Origin of the sequence: Nocardia terrae (assembly GCF_009760405.1) — a bacterium.
GTDB lineage: Bacteria > Actinomycetota > Actinomycetes > Mycobacteriales > Mycobacteriaceae > Nocardia > Nocardia terrae.
Genome location: NZ_WRPP01000007.1, coordinates 273,862 through 292,309, shown reverse-complemented (window position 1 = coordinate 292,309; position 18,448 = coordinate 273,862). Strand labels below are relative to the sequence as shown.

Here is an 18,448-nt window from a genome sequence, read left to right as displayed (position 1 = left end):
TCACACCCGCGAACGGCCGCCCCGGATGATCCGGGGCGGCCGTTCGCCGAGGTTTCGCCTCAGGCGGAGTGGAGATCGCGGCGGCGGAATGCGATGAGCCCCACCGTGAGCAAGGCCACGTCCACCACCAGCAGGATGATCAGCGGGGTCGCGGTGAACGCCGCGCCCGGCACCTTCGGCGCGTGCTCGAAGGGGTTCAGGTCGCGGAACCATTGGGGGGAACCGGCGAGCGAACCGAGCAGGAAGACGGCGACCGCGGCGGACAGCAGACCCCATGCGACGTTGGTGAAGCGCGGCAGCAGGCCGAACAGTACGACGGTGAGCCCCACGAAGGTCCACACCGCGGGCACCTGGACCAGCGCGGCACCCATCGTCCACCCCACCTTGCCGCCGACGTCACCCGCCGCGCGCCCGTAGATCAGGCCCGCGAGCAGACCCGAAACCGCCAGCGCCAGTACCGGTCCGAGCAGCGCGAAGGTCAGATGCGAAGCCGCCCAGCGGATTCGGGAGACCTTGCCGGTGAGCACCGCCTCCGCGTGCGCGGTGCTCTCCTCGGTGTGCAGCCGCAGCGCCGCCGACACCGCGTAAGCCGCCGCACCCACCGCGACCATGGTGAACGCATAACTGATCAGCGACTTCTCCAGCGATGCCGAACCGCCCATGCGGGTGATCAGATCCCGGATGGTCTGGCTGCTGCCCAGCTGATCGCCGACACCGTGGGTGATACTGCCGATCATCAACCCGTACAACCCGAGTCCGACGGTCCAGGTCAGCAGCGTCCCGCGCTGCAGCCGCCAGGCCAGCCCCAGCGGACCGCCCAGCGTGCGCCCGGCGACCAGCGCGCCGGGTCGCTCGGCGATCAGACCGGCACCGGTATCACGGTGCGCCAGTAGGTAGTACGCGACGACGGTGAGCACGGTGGCCGTGAGCACGTGCAGCCCCAGCACCGCGAAGCGGTCGCCCGCGAACGGCCGTACCTGCAGCGACCAGCCCTGCGGGGCCATCCAGGTGAGCGGGCTGGTCGGCCCCGCCCCGGAGCGCACGTCACCGACGGCGCGCAGGGTGTAGGTCACGCCCAGCACCGCGAAGGCGATCACGCGCGCGGTGCGCGCATTGGCGGACAGCTGTGCGGCGACCGCCGCCACCGAGGCGAACACGATGCCCGACCCGGCCAGCGCCAGCCCGAAGGCCAGCGATCCCGCCTTCGGCACGGAAGTGCTCGCGATGTCGGCGTATCCGATCAATCCGGTGAGCAGGGCCCCACCGTAGGCCACGATCAGCGCCGCGGTCAGTCCGGCGAACCGCCCGACCCGGGTGGAGGCCAGCAGCTCGGTGCGCCCTGTCTCCTCGTCGGCGCGGGTGTGCCGGACGACGGTGAGAATGGTGGCCATGGCGATGAGCGTGTAGAACATCCCCGCCTTCCAGATGCCCGCCGCGCCCAGGCTGTTGTCGTTGTAGACCGGCCCGTACATGGCCAGCTCGGCCGGATTGGACAGCACTCCGGCGGCGAAGTCGTGGTAGTCGGAGGGCTGGTGGTAGAGCTTCTGGATACTCTTGACGTACACGCTGCCCAGCGGCAATGACAGCACCAGGATCCACAGCGGCAGCACGATCCGGTCACGCCGCAGATACAGCCGCAGCAGCTTCCAGGTTCCGGTGAAATCCGCCGCGAATGCCGGTGTTTCGAAGGTGCGCGGTGCGGCGGCGGTGACGGCGGTCATTTCGACACCTTCTCCCGCCGGGGAGCCTGCGCGGCGCCGTCGCCGGCCGGTGATCCGCCGTCGAGTGAATAGTGGCGCAGGAACAGCTCTTCCAGCGTCGGCGGCTGGCTGACCAGGCTGCGCACCCCGGCGTCGCCGAGTACCCGGATGAGCTCGCCGAGGTGTTCGCTGTCCACCTGGCAGTGCAGGGTGCGGCCGTCGACGCTGACGTCCTCCACGCCGGGAATCCGGCTGAGATCCCCTGGGCTGCCGATCATCTCGGCCGTGATGGAGGTGCGTGACAGGTGCCGCATCTCGGCCAGGGTGCCGGTCTCGACGGTCCTGCCCTCCCGGATGATGGTGACCCGTTTGCACAGTCTTTCCACCTCGGACAGAATGTGGCTGGACAGCAGCACCGTGGTGCCGCGCGCCACCGCCTCGGCGACGCATTCGTTGAATACCTGCTCCATCAGCGGATCCAGCCCGGAGGTCGGCTCGTCCAGCAGCAGCAGTCGCGCGTTCGACGAGAACGCCGACACCAGAGCGACTTTCTGCCGATTGCCCTTGGAGTAGGTGCGCGCCTTCTTGCTCGGATCCAGTTCGAAGCGCTGGATCAGCTCCGCGCGGCGCTCCTGGTCGATGCCGCCGCGCATGCGCGCCAGCAAGTCGATGGTCTCGCCGCCGGACAGCGACGGCCACAGCGTGACATCGCCGGGGACATAGGCGATGTCACGGTGCAACTCGACCGCGTCGGTCCATGGATCCCGGCCCAGCACCACGGCTTCGCCCGAGGTGCGCGACAGGATGCCCAGCAGGATGCGGATGGTGGTGGACTTTCCGGCCCCGTTCGGGCCGAGGAAGCCGTGCACCTCGCCCTCGGCGACCTCGAGGTCGAGGCCGTCCAGGGCATGCACCTGCCCGAAGTTCTTGTGCAGATCCCGGACTTCGATCACCGGGTTGGCAGGGACGTTCATCGAATCTCCTTGGAGGAAAACGACGTTGGTGGGTTATTGCTCGGTCTGTGCTGTCTGTGCCGTCTGTGCGGCCAGCGTGTCCAGCGCGGTGGAATCGGTGAGCAGTCCGTTGGTGTAGATCTCCAACGCGGGCAGCATCATCCGTTCGGCGTATTCGCGCAGTGCCTTGCGGAAGTCCAGGGGCTCGGCCTGTTCGGTGGCGTAGAGCTGCAGGAACATCATCATGCCGCCGCCGTTGTTGGTGGCGATGTAGCGCGCCATGGCGGGCACGTCGCGCATCGGTTTGATGCTGCCGCCCGCGATGCCGGCCCGCAGGTACTGCTCGGTGTCGTCGACCATGTGCTCGAAGAAGGTCCGCATCAACGGCCCGCCCGCCTGGAAGCTGCGCACGATGTAGGCCATGACGGGCGCGAACGCCTCGATCTCGCCCAGTTGCCGCATGAGTCCGCCCGGCGTGGGGTTGTCGATGTACTCCATCTTCGCGGTCCACACGATCTCCCGGACCCGGTCGTCGCACGCCTCCCGCAGCCCTTCCTTGGAGCCGAAGTGGTGGTTGACCAGACCGGGCGAGACGCCCGCCGCGGCCGCGATGGCGCGCACGCCGACCCCGAAGCCTTGCTCCCCGAACACGGTGATCGCGGCATCGCGAATCCGGGCCCGGGTCGTCAGATCGTCGGTTGAACGCATGTTTAATAGATTAAACACACGTTCAAGCACGGGGCAAGGGCCCTACGGCACGAGGCTCGAGGATTTACGGAATCGCGACCTCGGGACCTTCGAACCCGGCAACCGTCCGCGCGCGGAAAGCCGACCGGCGACAACTATCCCCACGCGGACCATCCGCGCGTGGAGCAGTTGCCGGGTGATTTCAGACCGCACCCGGTGCCGATTTGTGCCAACGCAACCACCGTGCCGAGAACGGAGGCCGTCCCTCCTTTAGGGTGGATCAAGTGACCCCTCTCGATCTGAGTGCCGACCCCATTTCACTCACCGCCGCGCTCGTGGACATTCCGAGCGTGTCCAAGGACGAGAAGGTCATCGCGGACATCGTCGAACGGGCCCTGCGCGAGCAGACCACCGGCTTCGAGATCCTGCGGCACGGCAATACCGTGCTGGCGCGCACCAATCGCGGCCTGCCCACCCGGGTCATCCTCGCCGGGCACCTGGACACCGTGCCGATCGCCGAGAATGTGCCCAGCCGCTTCCAGACGACCGCGGACGGCGAACGGCAGCTGTGGGGTTGCGGCACCGTCGATATGAAGTCCGGCGACGCGGTCTTCCTGCACCTGGCCGCCACCGTGGCCGACCCCGTGCACGATCTGACGCTCATCTTCTACGACTGCGAGGAGATCGCCGCCGAGTTCAACGGCCTGGGCCGCATCGAACGCGAACTGCCGCAATGGCTCGAGGGCGACCTCGCCATTCTCGGCGAGCCGTCGGGGGGCTGGATCGAGGCGGGCTGCCAGGGCACCCTGCGGGTGCGCCTGACCACCGCCGGCGTGCGCGCCCACACCGCGCGAGCCTGGCTGGGCGACAACGCGATTCACCGCCTCGCCCCGATCCTGGAACGGCTGGCCGACTATCGGGCGCGCGAGGTCGAGATCGACGGCTGCACCTACCGCGAGGGCCTCTCGGCCGTGCGCGTCGAGGGCGGCGTCGCCGGCAATGTGGTGCCGGACGTGGCCTCGGTGGACGTGAACTTCCGCTTCGCCCCCGACCGCACCCTGGACCAGGCCACCGAGCACGTGCGCGAGGTATTCGCCGGTCTGGAACTGGATTTCGAGCGCACCGACGGCGCGCCCGGCGCCCTGCCCGGCCTGTCCAACCCGGCCGCCAAGGACCTCATCGAGATCGTGCACGCGCACGGCTCCGGCGGCGTCCGCGCCAAGTACGGCTGGACCGATGTCTCGCGATTCGCCGCGCGCGGCATCCCGGCCGTCAACTTCGGCCCCGGCGACCCGAATCTGGCCCACAAGCGCGACGAGCACCTGCCGGTGGATCAGATCACCCAGGTGACGTCGATGCTCCGTAGCTATCTGACCGGCAACAAATCTGATTAGCCCGAAGGTTCGCGGCGCGTCTCGTTCTGGACCGAGCGGAGCGGGGGAGCGCAGCGGAGGAGCGGAGGGAGGGAAGAACGAGACCTCCAGCGCCGCGAACCCGCCCGGAGCGAAGCGGAGGGCAGAAGGGATACTGCCTGCATGTCTGCTGAATCCGATTACGACGAGGCGCGTTCGCCCAAGACGCCACGATTTCGCGGACCGATCATGCTGCGGCGTGATCGCAAGAAGGGGATAGGGACCACCGATCAGCATCTGCTCGACGAGCGCGGTCCGGTGGACTGGGTGCACACCGACCCTTGGCGCGTGCTGCGCATCCAGGCCGAATTCATCGAGGGCTTCGGCGCTTTGGCGGAGGTGCCGCGCGCGGTCTCGGTCTTCGGCTCGGCCCGCACCCCCGCCGACTCGGCCGAGTACCACGCCGGGATGGCGATCGGAAGCGCCTTGGCCAAGGCGGGTTTCTCGGTGATCACCGGCGGCGGGCCGGGAGCCATGGAGGCCGCCAACCGGGGCGCGTCCGAGGCGGGCGGCTATTCGATCGGCCTGGGCATCGAGCTGCCGTTCGAGCAGCACCTCAACGAGTGGGTCGATCTCGGCATCAACTTCCGGTACTTCTTCGCGCGCAAGACCATGTTCGTCAAGTACTCCCAGGCCTTCGTCTGCATGCCGGGCGGCTTCGGCACCCTCGACGAGCTCTTCGAGGCGCTGACCCTGGTGCAGACCCACAAGATCACCCGATTCCCGATCATTCTGTTCGGCACCAAATACTGGGCGGGACTGATGGATTGGATCCGAGACTCGCTGCTCGGCTCGGCCAAGATCGCGCCCGGTGACATGGGCCTGCTGCACGTCACCGACAGCGTGGACGAGGTGGTGCGGATCGTGACCGAGGCCGCGCGAGCCCGCCAGGAATCCGACGACGACGGCGTGGTGGAGGACCAGTGGTGAGCGAACCGTATGCGGTCTGCGTGTATTGCTCTGCCTCCGTGGACGATCCGCGAGCACTGGAGCTGGCCGCCCGGGTCGGCACCGAGATCGGCCGTCGCGGTTGGCATTTGGTCTCCGGCGGCGGCAATGTCTCCATGATGGGCGCGGTCGCGCACGCCGCCCGCGCGGCCGGGGCCAAGACCATCGGCGTGATCCCGAAGAAGCTGGTGCACCGCGAGGTCGCCGACACCGACGCCGACGAGCTGATCGTCACCGACTCCATGCGCGAGCGCAAACAGATCATGGACGACCGGGCCGACGCCTTCCTGACCCTGCCCGGCGGCATCGGCACCCTCGAGGAGCTCTTCGAAACCTGGACCGGCGCCTACCTGGGCGTGCACGAGAAGCCGGTGGTGGTGCTCGATCCCCAGGACCATTACGCGGGCCTGTTCGCGTGGGTCGGGGAGCTGCGCAAGCGCGGCTACGCGGGCCCCGAGGCGCTGGAGAAGGTGCTCGTGACCGCGGATTTCGAGGCCGCGTTCGCGGCGCTGCGCCCGAGTTTCTGAACCGCCGGGGCGGGTATATCCGCCCCGACCCTTGACCGATCGCGCCGACCTCGCCATGATTCCAGGCGAGATAAGTGATACCAGCTGGTTTCACTCGACAAGATGCGGCCGATCGGCAAGGGTGGGCGTACGGCGTGAGCAAGACCCGTGAGGAGCACAGCGAAGTGAATACGGATGCCCGTTCGACCGTGAGCCTGTTCGATCTGGCCCGCAGTCTGCCCGGCATGGCCACGCAGGCCCCCGGCATGATCCGCAATGCCGTGCACATGCTGGTGCGCTCCGGCGACAAGGCGTCCATCGGACTGTTCTTCCAACGCGGCGCGGCCAAGCACCCCGACCGGCCCTTCCTGAGATTCGAAGGCCGCCAGTACACCTGGGGCGAGGCCAATGCCGAGGTCAACCGGTACGCGAATGTGCTTGCGGCACACGGCGTCGAGCGCGGCGACGTGGTCGGCATCCTGCTGTCCAACCGCCCTGAGGCGCTGTTCACCGTGCTCGCCACCGTGAAACTCGGCGCCACCGCGGGCCTGCTCAACCACAATCAGCGAGATGCGGTGCTGCAGCACAGCTTCGGGCTGCTGAACTCGGTGCTCGACGTGATCGGCGAGGAGTGCGCCGAGGGCTTCGGGACGCTCACCGAGCCCCGGCCCGCCGTCCTGTGGTCCGAGGACCTGGCCGCCCGGGCCCGCACCATGGAGTCCGCCGATCCGGTTGTAACGGAGGAGATCACGGCCAGGGAACGCGCCTACCTGATCTTCACCTCCGGCACCACCGGCCTGCCCAAGGCCAGCGTCATGACCCACCAGCGCTGGACCAAGTCCATGGCCGGAATCGGCGGGCTGGGCGTGCGGCTCACCGGCAAGGACACCCTGTACTGCTGCCTGCCGCTGTACCACAACAACGCCCTCACCGTGGCGCTGTCCTCGGTCATCGCCGGCGGCGCGACATTCGCTCTGGGGCGCAAATTCTCGGCCACCCGCTTCTGGGACGAGGCGATCGACAACCGGGCCACCGCCTTCGTCTATATCGGCGAGCTGTGCCGCTACCTGCTCAACCAGCCCGCCAAGCGCACCGACCGCTCCCACACCGTCCGGCTGTGCGTCGGCAACGGACTGCGGCCCGAGCTGTGGGACGAGTTCCAGAGCCGCTTCGGCATTAAGCGAATCGTCGAGTTCTACGGCGCCAGTGAGGGAAACGTCGCCTTCATCAACGCGTTCGGCCTCGACAAGACCGCGGGCTTCACCCCGCTGCCCTTCGCGATCGTCGAGTACGACGACGCCACCGGCAAGGCGCTGCGCCACCCGGACGGCCGGCTGCGCCGGGTCCGGCCCGGCGGGATCGGCCTGCTGCTGGCCAAGGTCACCAACAGCTCCCCCTTCGACGGCTACACCGACGCCGCGGCCACCGAATCCAAGCTCGTCCGTGACGGTTTCAAGCCGGGCGACTGCTGGTTCGACACCGGCGACCTGGTGCGCGACCAGCGCTTCGGCCACATCGCCTTCGTCGACCGCCTCGGCGACACCTTCCGCTGGAAGGGTGAGAACGTGGCCACCACCGAGGTCGAGGGCGCCTTCGGCGGCATCGACTCCGTCACGCAGGCGGTCGTTTTCGGCGTCGACATCCCCGGCGCCGACGGCAAGGCCGGCATGGCCGCGGTGACCCTGCACGAGGGCGCGGCCTTCGACGGCAAGGTCGCCGCCAAGGCCCTCTACGACCGCCTCCCGACCTACGCCGTCCCGCTGTTCATCCGCGTGGTCCCCGAACTCGAGCAGACCTCCACCTTCAAGAGCCGCAAGGTCGAACTCCGCAAGCAGGGCTACACGCCGGACGACCACAGCGCCCTCTACGTCCTCGCGGGCCGCGCCGACGGCTACGTCCCCGCCTATCCCGACTACGCCGCCGAGGTGGCCGCCGGGCGGGCTCCCGGCAACTGAACAGCAGCCGGTCGGGACACAGTTCCGGTCGGCTGCCCAGCAGCCTCGCCACAGCCCTCGGTACAGTCGAGGGCATGTGTGCGCCGTTGCCGACATTGTGCGGAAAGCCGGTGGCGACGGATCGGGCGCTCGTCATGGCGATCGTGAACCGGACGCCGGACTCCTTCTATGACAAGGGCGCGACGTTCAGCGACGAAGCCGCCATGAACGCCGTGGACCGGGCGGTCGCCGAGGGCGCGGATCTGGTCGATATCGGCGGGGTGAAGGCGGGGCCGGGTTCGGAGGTGGACGCCGCCGAGGAGTCCCGGCGAGTGGTCCCGTTCGTCGCGGCCATCCGCGAGCGCCATCCGGACCTGCTCATCAGCGTGGACACCTGGCGGGCCGACGTGGCCCGGGCCGCGGTCGCCGAGGGCGCGGATCTGATCAACGACACCTGGGCGGGAGCAGATCCGGAGCTAGTCGGCGTGGCCGCCGAATTGGGCGTAGGAATCGTGTGCTCCCACACCGGGGGTGCGATTCCGCGCACCCGTCCGCACCGGGTCCGGTACGCCGATGTGGTGGCACAGGTCACAGAGACGGTGGTGGCCGCCGCCGAAAATGCTGCGGCGGCAGGGGTGGCCAAGGACTCGATTTTGATCGACCCGACCCATGATTTCGGCAAAAACACCTATCACGGGCTCGAATTGTTGCGTGCGATAGACGTTCTTGTGAAAAGCGGATGGCCCGTCTTGATGGCGCTGAGTAATAAGGATTTCATCGGAGAGACCCTTGGTGTCGAGCTGACCGAACGATTGGAGGGCACATTGGCAGCGACTGCATGGTCGGCCGCCGCGGGTGCCCGCGTCTTCCGAGTGCACGAGGTGGCTCACACGCGCCGGGTGGTGGACATGATCGCCGCCATCCAGGGTCTCCGCCCGCCAGCCCGTACTTTGCGAGGTCTCGCATGAAAACAGACTGGGTGACAACCAACACCTTCGACCGCCCCGAGTGGACCATCGACGAACTGATCGCGGCCAAGGGTGACCGCACGGTTTCGGTGGTACTGCCGGCGCTGAACGAACAGGACACGGTGGCCGCGGTGGTGGCCAGCATCCGGCCCCTGCTCGGCACGCTGGTGGACGAACTCGTGGTCCTGGACTCCGGGTCCACCGACGCCACCGCCGCCCGCGCACAGGCCGCCGGAGCGCGCGTGGTGAGCCGCGAGCAAGCCGTCCCCGAACTCGACCCCGTCCCGGGCAAGGGCGAGTGCCTGTGGCGCTCGCTGGCCGTCACCACCGGCGACATCATCGCCTTCGTGGACTCCGACCTCATCGACCCGGACCCGAGCTTCGTGCCCAAGCTGCTGGGCCCGCTGCTCACCGTGGACGGCATGCATCTGGTCAAGGCCTACTACCGCCGCCCGCTGCGCACCGGCGAGGCCGTCGAGCACCACGGCGGCGGCCGCGTCACCGAGCTGGTGGCCCGCCCGCTGCTGGCCGCCCTGCGCCCGGAACTCTCGAATGTGCTGCAGCCCTTGGGCGGCGAGTACGCGGGCACCCGGGAGCTGCTCACCGCGGTGCCCTTCGCCCCCGGCTACGGCGTCGAAATCGGTCTGCTGCTCGACACTTACGACATGCTGGGCCTGCCCAGCATCGGCCAGGTCAACCTCGGCGTCCGCCAGCACCGCAACCGCCCGCTGGCCGACCTCGGCGTCATGAGCCGCCAGATCCTGGGCACCGTCCTGGGCCGCAGCGGCATTCAGGACTCCGGCGCGGCCCTGACCCAATTCCCGATGGTCGCAGGCGAATTCATCGCGCACGCCACCGAGGTCTCGCTCGCGGACCGCCCGCCCATGAACACCCTGCGCCCGGAGGAAGCGGCGGCCTGACCGCTCACCGCGGCCGGGCCTCCTCGCGAGGCCCACTCGTCATTCCGGCGTGCTTTGGCCGGAATCCACTGCGGTGGTGTGGATCCCGGCCAAGAACATGCCGGGACGACGAGGGCTAGCGATCGTGGCGGTAAATGGGCGTGAGCAGGTCCGCCTCGATCGGTTCGCCCGTGGACCGGTCGTAGCGGACGCCCACGACGGCCGAGAACGGGTGGGTGCCCGCGCGCTCGTGCAGGGTCGCCAGTCTCGTTGCCAGCAACCGGATCGCGCCCAGCGAGGCGGGCGGGTGCAGGCCGTCGATGACCAGGACGCTGCCCTTGCCGTCGGGGCGGGGCAGGCGGGCCAGGTAGGCGATGTCGTAGGGCTCGGTGCCGCCCGGCCGGTAGACGCGGCGGGCGGCACGGTCCTCGATGCCGCGGCGCACCCGGCCCGCACGGGCCACGGTGCGACGCAGGCGCGGGTCCGCGGCCACCAAATAGCGCAGGCTGGGCGACAATTCGGGCCCGCCGAGCACGATCAGCCCGTCGCGGTCGAGGTCCAGCGGGCGGCCGGGTAGGAACCGCTGGACATTGGCGGTGAAGCCCAGTTCACGCAGCAGCTCGACCAGCCGGTGCGGCGCGGCCGGGTCCGGTGCGCCCACCAGGGCGATCGAACGGGTCGTGCTGCGGACATCCGGGGTGAGGATGGTGAGCGGGCCATGACCGAAGAACAAACCCTCCGGTACCGGTCCCTGTGTGCTCACCTGGTGAATGCGGGCGCGGGAAAGTCCCGCGGCCGCACCGATTCTCGCGAACGTCCAGCCCTCGGCATGTAGTTCACGGATGACGGCGCGGCGGATGCGAGTCAGCTCATTGATCTGCTGCTGCGCAGCGGCCACGCCTTCGGTGGCGGCTTTCAGGCGTTCGACCTTGTCCTCGATCGCGAATACCCGGGCCACCTCGTCGGCCGACATGTGCGCAGTCTAGATAGCTGGACAGCATCATGCGTCAAGTCCGCTCGACAGATTTGATCTCGGGTCGCGCCCGGACCGTTGCTAAGTGGCGTCGGGGTCCACCGGCGGACGCTCGTTGCGCTCCAGCGGTTTTTGTTCCTTCGGCATCGAAATCGGGCCGGATCCGGTGTTGACGGAACCGTTTCCGCTGTTCGCGGAGCTGACCGGCTTGTCGAAATTGGTCAGGTCATTGAAGCTGTTCAGGATCGAGTCGTCCCCGTCGAGCAGATGTTTCGTGACCATCGACCGAGGATTCATACTGCGCAGTTCGTTCAACTGCTCCAACGGTTTCCGGATCTCGTCGAATTCCGGCCCCAGCTCATTGCGCAATTGCTGAGTTGCGCCAGTGGCGTAATCGCGCGCCTGCTTCAACGCGTGAGCAGTCCAGCGAACGGCGCCGGGCAGTCGCTCCGGGCCGAGAATGACAAGTGCGGCGACGAGCAGAATCAACATCTCGCCCCAGCCGATATTGCTGAACACGGATCCAGGTTACCTTCGTCCGATTCCGGCGTTTTCGCCGCCGCACCTGCGTTGAATCACTGTTTACCGATTAGTCGGATTCCAGCGTGACGGGTACATCCACCTCACGCCCGTCGCGAATCAGGCGCACGGTCACCGTCTGCCCGATCTCGTGCGACTGCACCGCGACCGTCAACTCCTCCGGCCCCGACACATCCCGATCGCCGACCTTCACGATGACATCGCCCTCGACGATGCCCGCCTTGGCCGCCGGGCTCCCGGCCTGCACATCGGCCACCGCCGCACCGCTCATCACGTCATTGGCGACGATCTTGGTCTTGGCGCTCACGCCCAGCCGCGGATGATGCACCGACCCGTCGCGGATCAGCGCCTGCGAGATGCGCTTGACCTGATCCACCGGAATCGCGAAGCCCAGACCCACCGAACCGCCGCTCTCGGACTTGATGGCCGAGTTGATGCCGATCAGCCGGCCCTGCATATCCACCAGCGCGCCACCGGAGTTGCCGTGGTTGATGGCGGCGTCGGTCTGCACGGCATCGAGGGTGGCGTCGGTGTCGGTGCCCTCGCCGCCCACCTTCACCGGCCGGTGCAGCGCGGACACGATGCCGGAGGTGACCGTCTTCTCCAGGCCCAGCGGCGAACCCAGCGCCACCACGTCGTCACCGACCTGCACATCGCCGGAGTTGCCGAGCTGGATCACCGCCAGGTTCTTCACATCGACCTTGAGCACCGCCAGGTCCGATTTGGTGTCGCGGCCCACGATCTGGGTCGGCACCCGCTGACCGTCGGAGAAGACCACGTCCAGCTTGGCCTTGCCAGACTTGTCGTTGGCGGCAAGGGAGATCACGTGATTGTTGGTGACGATGTAGCCCGCCCCGTCGATCACCACGCCCGAACCCGTGGACCCGGTGTCGCCCAGCCACGCGCGCACGGTGACCACCGCGGGCATGACGGCGTTGACCACCTTGGTGAGCTGGTTGTGCGGCTGGCCGCCCGAGGGCGCCGACTGCAGCGCCACCTTGCGCGAGGTCAGCGCGGAGGCCGACGAGCCGGTGAACGCCCCGACGAACCCGCCGATCAGGCCGATGACCGCCGCGATGACCGCCAGCAGGGTCAGCGCCTTCCAGGACACCCGGCCGCCGAAGAGCACCTCGCGCGCACCGAGCTTGGGTCCGGTGACGAGCGGCTGCGGCCGGGCCTGGGCCACGGCCGGAGTACCGAGGCGTGCGGCCGAATTCGGGTCCCGCCACGGATCGGCGGGCGCGGCCGGGGCAGCCGACTCGGCGCCGGCCTCCGGATCCCGCTGCAGCAGTTCGGCCGAACCCTCCGGACGGCCGAACGCCTCCGCCAGCACCGCGTCCGGCGGGCGATTCTGAATCTCGGACTCCCCCTGCACCGCCGCGGCCACGGATCCGGCCGGTCGCGCGGCGAACGATCCGCGCTGCCCGTTCGGGCGACGGAAGGCGCGTGCGGTGTGATTGTCGACATGCGGGCGCAGGACCGGGCGCGGCCCCAGCACCGGTGCGTCCGACGGCCTCAGGTTCCCCCGATCGGCCGCCGAATCGGATTCCCCTGACAACGGTGAATTCGCCGCGGGCCCGCCATCTTCGGCCGGGCCCGTGTTCTTCGATTCGGTGGTCACGCTATGGACTCTACTTGCGCCACCACGAGGTCCACCGCCTGCTGTCGAACGAATCCTGATGGTTGCTCGCGCATTCCTGAATGAGCGAACGCGGAATCCGGCTCAGGGTGTCGTGCAGACTCAGCGGTGCGGAGATCTGATCCGAGGACTGCCGCAGCGCGATTCGTGCCTGCTGCTGGGCGTCGACTTCGGCCGCGCACTCGCGGCACACGGAAATGTGGTGGGCGGCACGCAGATATGCGTTCATCCGCAATTCGCCGTCCACGTAGGCGGCGATGGCCTCACTGGCCAAATGCTCGGTGGGGGCGAAACGCGGGGGACGACGGTGCTGTCGGTCCTCGCCACTCATACGCTGCACACCCTTCCGGACGAATCGAGCTGTTCGGGCGCACGGCCCGCGAGCACAGAGCTCGCGGGTCACCCGACCTTTTCGGTGGCGGCGAAACGCCGCTCCACACCATTATGCTCGAGGTGTTCACGCAGTGCCTGGCGTCCACGATGGATGCGGCTGCGCACGGTGCCCAGTTTGACGCCCAGCGTCGCGCCGATCTCCTCGTACGACAGACCTTCGATGTCACAGAGCACGACCGCGGCACGGAACTCCGGGGCCAGCGAATCCAGCGCGGACTGCAGGTCCGGATCCAGATTGGCGTCGTGATAGGCCTGCTCGGGGCCGGGGCCCTCGGACGGGACGCGGTCGTAGTCCTCCGGCAGCGCCTCCATGCGGATGCGGTTGCGCCGGCGGACCATGTCCAGGAACAGGTTGGTGGTGATGCGGTGCAGCCAGCCCTCGAAGGTGCCGGGCTGGTAGTTCTGCAGGGAGCGGAAGACCCGGATGAAGGTTTCCTGGGTCAGATCCTCGGCGTCCTGCGGATCACCGGTGAGGCGGTAGGCCAGCCGGTACACGCGGTCGGCGTGCTCGCGGACCAGTTCGTCCCAGGTCGGCATGACCGAGCGGTCACCGGTGGCGTCGAAGGCGGCGGTCCCGGTCAGGGCCTCCTCCTCGGCGGAAGTCGGGGTGAAGTCACCGTCCAGCGGGGTGCTCTGTGGAGTCACAGTGCTGTCCAGCGACTTGATCTGCGGGTGCAGAGTGTTGGCGTGTTCACGCGCCGCGTCGACCATGTGGATGGGATTACCTCCTACTCGGGACCGAGAGCGTCGTTATCGGTGACAACCAATCGGTTGATTCGGCTGTTCCCGATCCCCGGCTCGCGGTCGCTGGCCTGGCGTGAGGCTTACTCTCGTCGGTCGTGATGAGGCATCCGTATGCGGAGGCTGAGGGACACCTGAGAAAAATCGCCACACCGGCCGGTCGACGCCACGCCTTACCGGTGTATCGCCGTTAGCCTCTACTTCGTGAGCCAGACTCCCGCGGCACCGAACCTGCAGCGCAACCTCGCCTACGTGGAGGAATCCGTCGCCGAGGACGACATCCTCGTCGGCGCGCGCGAACGCGCCCTCGAACTCGGCGCGGCCCCGGTCGCGCCCGCGGTCGGCGCGCTGCTCAGCATGTACGCCCAATTGCTCGGGGCGCGGGCCGTGGTCGAGGTCGGCACCGGGGCCGGGGTGAGCGGGCTGTGGCTGCTGGACGGCATGCGCGAGGACGGCACGCTGACCACCATCGACTCCGAGCCCGAGCATCAGCGCGCGGCCCGGGAGGCGTTCCGGTCGGCCGAGATCGCGCCGGCGCGGACCCGGCTCATCAACGGACGGGCCCTGGATGTGTTGCCGCGCTTGGCCGATGGGGCCTACGACCTGGTGTTCATCGATGCCGCGCCGCTCGAGCATCCGCAGTACGTGATGCAGGCCGTGCGCCTGCTACGCGAGGGCGGGGCGATCCTGTTGCACAACGCGCTGCTCGGCGGGCGGGTCCCCGATCCGGCGCAGCGTGATCCGCAGACCATGGCGGTGCGGGCCGCGACCCGGGCCATCGCCGAGGACCCCGACCTCACCAGCGTGTTGATCCCGGTCGGCGACGGGCTGCTGTGCGCGGCCCGCGGCTGAGTCGGTAACGTAAGGGCACGTGAGTACTCAGGGAGCTTCAGCAGTCGGCCTCGCCACCATCACCGCGAACGGGACGGTGCTCGACACCTGGTATCCCTACCCGGAACTGGGTGAATTCAGCGATACCGGCTCCAAGCGGCTGGATCCCTCCGACGTCGAGTACGCCAAGTTCGCCGATTCCGTCGGCGTCGACGAGGCCCGCCGGGTCGAGGTGGTCGTGGTCCGCACCACCATCGCCGACCTGTCCGCCGCGCCGGTCGACACCCACGACGTCTGGCTGCGCCTGCAGTTGCTCTCGCACCGCCTGGTCCGCCCGCACGGTCTGAGCCTGGACGGGCAGTTCGGTCTGCTCGCCAATGTGGTGTGGACCAACCATGGCCCGTGCTCGGGCGAGGAGTTCGAACTCACCCGCATGAAGCTGCGTGCCCGCGGCCCGGTCACCGTCTACGGCGTGGACAAGTTCCCGCGCATGGTCGACTATGTGCTGCCGTCGGGCGTGCGCATCGCCGACGCCGACCGCGTGCGCCTGGGCGCGCACCTGGCCCCGGGCACCACGGTCATGCACGAGGGCTTCGTCAACTTCAATGCCGGCACGCTCGGCAATTCCATGGTGGAAGGCCGTATTTCGGCCGGCGTGGTGGTCGGTGACGGCTCCGACGTCGGCGGCGGCGCGTCCATCATGGGCACCCTGTCCGGCGGCGGCAAGCAGGTCATCTCACTGGGCGAGCGCTGCCTGCTGGGCGCGAACTCGGGCCTGGGCATCTCGCTGGGCGATGACTGCGTGGTCGAGGCGGGCCTGTACGTGACCGCGGGCACCAAGGTGACCGGGCCGGACGGCACGGTCGTCAAGGCCGGCGAGCTGTCGGGGCAGTCCAACCTGCTGTTCATCCGCAACTCGGTGACCGGCGCGGTCGAGGTCAAGGCCCGCAAGGGCACCGGCGTCGAGCTCAACGCGGCGCTGCACGCGAACGACTGAACCCCGAAACCACGAAAACCCCTGTCGGCCTTGCGCCGCAGGGGTTTTCGCCACTTCGGGCTCAGTGGTACAGCGAGCACAACGGATTGGCGGATCCGTCGTAGACCGGGAACGTCGGCGTGTTGCACTGGCCCGACCCGGTCTGGAACGCCTTGATCAGATTCGACGAACCGGCCGCCGACGGGTCGAAGGACCCGAACGCCCCGGTGTTCACCGACCCGGTGCCGGTGGTGTTGGGCGCCGCGACCGGATCGGCGTTCTGCCCCATCGGGGTGAGGGGCAGCGCGTCGGCGCTCGCCACGGCGGCGGGCGCGAGCAGACCGGCGAAGACGGCGGCAGCCGCCACGGTGTTACGCAGAGCGGTAGGCATCGAGCGAATCTCCTTGGAAGCACTGAACTTTCGTCTCCAAGAAACTAGAGGTTCGCTGGACCCACCACGAGACCCCGAAACCTCCGGCACCGGAACTCCGGTGTCAGATGCCGAAGGCGATGATCCGCTCGGGGGTGATTCGGATGAGCTCCGGGGACAGGCCGGGGTAGAAGGGTTCGACGTCACGCAATGCCTGTGCGGTGCCCCGGATTTCGAGCATGCGCACCTCCCATGGCTGGACGGATTTGATGTCGTCCACCACGAAGGAGACCCGTTCCTCCTTGACGAGGTTGCGGAACTTCTGGCTCGCGCCCAGATCGCGGCCACCGATGTCGATGGTGCCCAGCGCCGCGTTGAAGCGGAACCCGACGGGGTTGTTCTGGGGCGAGCCGTCGGGGCGGATGGTGGCCAGCCGCCCCAGTCGCTGGCTGTTCAGGTACTCGATCTGGGCGGGCGACAGAGATGCGGTCATGACCACCACGCTAGGACCTCGACCGCACTCGAGGTCAAGCCAGCAGTTTCTTCTGGACCTTGCCCATGGCGTTGCGGGGCAGGGATTCGACCACGCGCACCTCGCGCGGGCGCTTGTGCGCCGAGAGTTCGCCCGCCACATGGGCGATGAGCGATTCGGTGACCGACTCCCCCGCACCCGCCCGGAGCACGACGTAGGCGACGATGCGCTGGCCGAGGTCCTCGTCGGGCACGCCGATCACCGCGGTCTCGGCCACCGCCGGATGCCCGAGCAGCGAGGTCTCGATCTCGCCCGCGCCGATGCGGTAGCCACCGGACTTGATCAGGTCCACCGATTCCCGGCCCACGATGCGGTGGAAGCCCTCGGCGTCGATGACGGCCACGTCACCGGTCTTGAACCAGCCGTCGGCGGTGAAGTTCTCGGCGGTGACCTCCGGCTTGCCCAGATAGCCGTCGAACAGCATGGGGCCGCGAACCTGCAGGCCGCCGACACTTTCCCCGTCGTGCGGCACCGGCGCGCCGGACTCGTCGCGCAGCCTGGTCTCGACGCCGGCGACCGGCAGCCCGACCCAGCCGGGGCGGCGCTCGCCGTCGGGCCGGGTGGAAAGGGTGATCATGGTTTCGCTCATGCCGTAGCGCTCGATCGGGGCGTGCCCGGTGAGCTCGGCCAGCCGCTCGAAGGCCGGCACGGGCAGCGGCGCGCTGCCGGAGATCAGGATCCGCGCCTTCGCCAGTTCCCTTGCGGCCGAGGGCTCTTCGACGACCCGCGACCAGACGGTCGGCACGCCGAAGTACATGGTGCCGTGAGCCGCGGCGTACGCCTTCGGGGTCGGCTTGCCGGTGTGCACGAGCGGGCTGCCGACCCGCAGCGGACCGAGCACACCGAGGATCAGGCCGTGCACGTGGAACAGCGGAAGACCGTGCACCAGAACGTCTTTGTGGGTCCACTGCCACGCCTGCGCCAGGGCGTCCAGGCCCGCGGCGATGGCGTCGCGGCTGAGCATCACGCCCTTCGGCGCACCGGTGGTCCCGGAGGTGTAGAGAACGAAAGCCGTTGACTTGCCGGATGGTTCGGCGTACCGATGCCAGGACCGCGCATGCTTGCGCACCGGGATCACCGGCAGCTCGGAGCCCTCCGCGGCCTGGCCCAGCCAGGCCTGCGCGCCCGAATCCTTCAGGATGTGAGCCAGTTCCGCGCTGCCGGCGTCCGGCGGGACCGGGACCACGGTCACCCCGGCGAGGAGGCAGCCGACCACCGCGAGCACGGTGGTGACGGTCGGTTCGGCCAGCACCGCCACCCGCCGGGCCTGCGCGACGCGTTCGGCGACGGAGGTGGCCGCGCCGAGCAGATCGCTGCGCGACAGCGTCTCCCCGTCGATGGTGACGGCATTCGGGATATCGTCTCCGGCGGCAATGGCGGCCGGGTTCAGCGAGCTCAGCAACAGCGGCGACACGCGCGTCACGCTACCCGAGGCCCCGGGACAAC

The 18,448-nt window shown here is 68.6% G+C and carries 19 protein-coding genes; 8 read left to right on the top strand and 11 right to left on the bottom strand.

The window, feature by feature from the left end; all coding sequences use genetic code 11:
* Nucleotides 1–59: 59 nt before the first annotated feature.
* From GPX89_RS32210 to GPX89_RS32200, 3 genes are read right to left on the bottom strand one after another with little or no spacing between them, the layout of a single operon-like run.
* Complete coding sequence (locus GPX89_RS32210) at nucleotides 60–1,721, bottom strand: ABC transporter permease (RefSeq protein ID WP_157391460.1); 1,662 nt, start codon at nucleotides 1,719–1,721, stop codon at nucleotides 60–62.
* Entirely contained in the window at nucleotides 1,718–2,674 is a 957-nt protein-coding gene (locus GPX89_RS32205; protein WP_157391459.1) for an ABC transporter ATP-binding protein, read from the bottom strand. Before GPX89_RS32205 ends, GPX89_RS32210 begins: the two co-directional genes overlap by 4 nt.
* Nucleotides 2,675–2,707: 33 nt before the next feature.
* A complete protein-coding gene (locus GPX89_RS32200; RefSeq protein ID WP_157391458.1) occupies nucleotides 2,708–3,361 on the bottom strand; it encodes a TetR/AcrR family transcriptional regulator in 654 nt (217 codons plus the stop codon).
* A 263-nt stretch (nucleotides 3,362–3,624) separates the two neighbouring features.
* Here GPX89_RS32200 and dapE point away from each other — a divergent pair, with 263 nt between their 5' ends.
* The 6 genes from dapE (at nucleotide 3,625) to GPX89_RS32170 (ending at nucleotide 10,028) form a co-directional block, all read left to right on the top strand.
* Entirely contained in the window at nucleotides 3,625–4,734 is a 1,110-nt protein-coding gene (gene dapE / locus GPX89_RS32195; protein ID WP_328602531.1) for a succinyl-diaminopimelate desuccinylase, read from the top strand.
* Between the two features lie 141 nt (nucleotides 4,735–4,875).
* Nucleotides 4,876–5,682 carry an LOG family protein gene (locus GPX89_RS32190; protein ID WP_157391456.1) on the top strand — a complete coding sequence of 269 codons (807 nt, stop codon included), beginning with the start codon at nucleotides 4,876–4,878 and terminating at the stop codon, nucleotides 5,680–5,682.
* Complete coding sequence (locus tag GPX89_RS32185) at nucleotides 5,679–6,227, top strand: LOG family protein (protein WP_456237941.1); 549 nt, start codon at nucleotides 5,679–5,681, stop codon at nucleotides 6,225–6,227. Before GPX89_RS32190 ends, GPX89_RS32185 begins: the two co-directional genes overlap by 4 nt.
* A gap of 164 nt (nucleotides 6,228–6,391) precedes the next feature.
* Nucleotides 6,392–8,161, top strand: coding sequence for a long-chain-acyl-CoA synthetase (locus GPX89_RS32180; RefSeq protein WP_328602576.1), 1,770 nt, complete (start codon nucleotides 6,392–6,394; stop codon nucleotides 8,159–8,161).
* A 74-nt stretch (nucleotides 8,162–8,235) separates the two neighbouring features.
* Nucleotides 8,236–9,108 (top strand): dihydropteroate synthase, encoded by an 873-nt coding sequence (gene folP / locus GPX89_RS32175; protein ID WP_157391455.1) that lies wholly within the window; start codon nucleotides 8,236–8,238, stop codon nucleotides 9,106–9,108.
* Nucleotides 9,105–10,028, top strand: coding sequence for a glucosyl-3-phosphoglycerate synthase (locus GPX89_RS32170; protein ID WP_157391454.1), 924 nt, complete (start codon nucleotides 9,105–9,107; stop codon nucleotides 10,026–10,028). The genes folP and GPX89_RS32170 overlap by 4 nt, the downstream gene beginning before the upstream one ends.
* 115 nt (nucleotides 10,029–10,143) lie before the next feature.
* On the opposite strand, the gene GPX89_RS32165 is transcribed toward GPX89_RS32170, so the two are convergent.
* The 5 genes from GPX89_RS32165 to sigE form a co-directional block, all read right to left on the bottom strand.
* Nucleotides 10,144–10,980, bottom strand: coding sequence for a hypothetical protein (locus tag GPX89_RS32165; protein ID WP_157391453.1), 837 nt, complete (start codon nucleotides 10,978–10,980; stop codon nucleotides 10,144–10,146).
* Between the two features lie 81 nt (nucleotides 10,981–11,061).
* Nucleotides 11,062–11,499, bottom strand: coding sequence for a Sec-independent protein translocase protein TatB (tatB, locus tag GPX89_RS32160; protein ID WP_328602529.1), 438 nt, complete (start codon nucleotides 11,497–11,499; stop codon nucleotides 11,062–11,064).
* A 70-nt stretch (nucleotides 11,500–11,569) separates the two neighbouring features.
* Nucleotides 11,570–13,141, bottom strand: coding sequence for a S1C family serine protease (locus GPX89_RS32155; RefSeq protein WP_407939506.1), 1,572 nt, complete (start codon nucleotides 13,139–13,141; stop codon nucleotides 11,570–11,572).
* Between the two features lie 10 nt (nucleotides 13,142–13,151).
* Entirely contained in the window at nucleotides 13,152–13,490 is a 339-nt protein-coding gene (locus tag GPX89_RS32150) for a hypothetical protein (protein WP_157391452.1), read from the bottom strand.
* 68 nt (nucleotides 13,491–13,558) lie between these two features.
* On the bottom strand, nucleotides 13,559–14,263 hold the full coding sequence (gene sigE / locus GPX89_RS32145; RefSeq protein WP_235948573.1) for an RNA polymerase sigma factor SigE: 705 nt from the start codon (nucleotides 14,261–14,263) through the stop codon (nucleotides 13,559–13,561).
* A 234-nt stretch (nucleotides 14,264–14,497) separates the two neighbouring features.
* On the opposite strand from sigE, the gene GPX89_RS32140 reads away from it, so the two are divergent.
* Both GPX89_RS32140 and dapD read left to right on the top strand, forming a co-directional pair.
* On the top strand, nucleotides 14,498–15,145 hold the full coding sequence (locus GPX89_RS32140) for an O-methyltransferase (protein ID WP_328602528.1): 648 nt from the start codon (nucleotides 14,498–14,500) through the stop codon (nucleotides 15,143–15,145).
* Between the two features lie 19 nt (nucleotides 15,146–15,164).
* Entirely contained in the window at nucleotides 15,165–16,121 is a 957-nt protein-coding gene (gene dapD / locus GPX89_RS32135) for a 2,3,4,5-tetrahydropyridine-2,6-dicarboxylate N-succinyltransferase (protein ID WP_328602527.1), read from the top strand.
* Between the two features lie 61 nt (nucleotides 16,122–16,182).
* On the opposite strand, the gene GPX89_RS32130 is transcribed toward dapD, so the two are convergent.
* The 3 genes from GPX89_RS32130 to GPX89_RS32120 all read right to left on the bottom strand — a co-directional run bounded on the left by GPX89_RS32130 (nucleotide 16,183) and on the right by GPX89_RS32120 (nucleotide 18,407).
* Nucleotides 16,183–16,491 carry a hypothetical protein gene (locus GPX89_RS32130; protein WP_157391451.1) on the bottom strand — a complete coding sequence of 103 codons (309 nt, stop codon included), beginning with the start codon at nucleotides 16,489–16,491 and terminating at the stop codon, nucleotides 16,183–16,185.
* A 103-nt stretch (nucleotides 16,492–16,594) separates the two neighbouring features.
* Nucleotides 16,595–16,963, bottom strand: a complete 369-nt coding sequence (locus GPX89_RS32125; RefSeq protein ID WP_157391450.1) for a PPOX class F420-dependent oxidoreductase — start codon at nucleotides 16,961–16,963, stop codon at nucleotides 16,595–16,597.
* A gap of 34 nt (nucleotides 16,964–16,997) precedes the next feature.
* Nucleotides 16,998–18,407, bottom strand: coding sequence for an acyl-CoA synthetase (locus tag GPX89_RS32120; RefSeq protein ID WP_157391634.1), 1,410 nt, complete (start codon nucleotides 18,405–18,407; stop codon nucleotides 16,998–17,000).
* Nucleotides 18,408–18,448 lie beyond the last annotated feature (41 nt).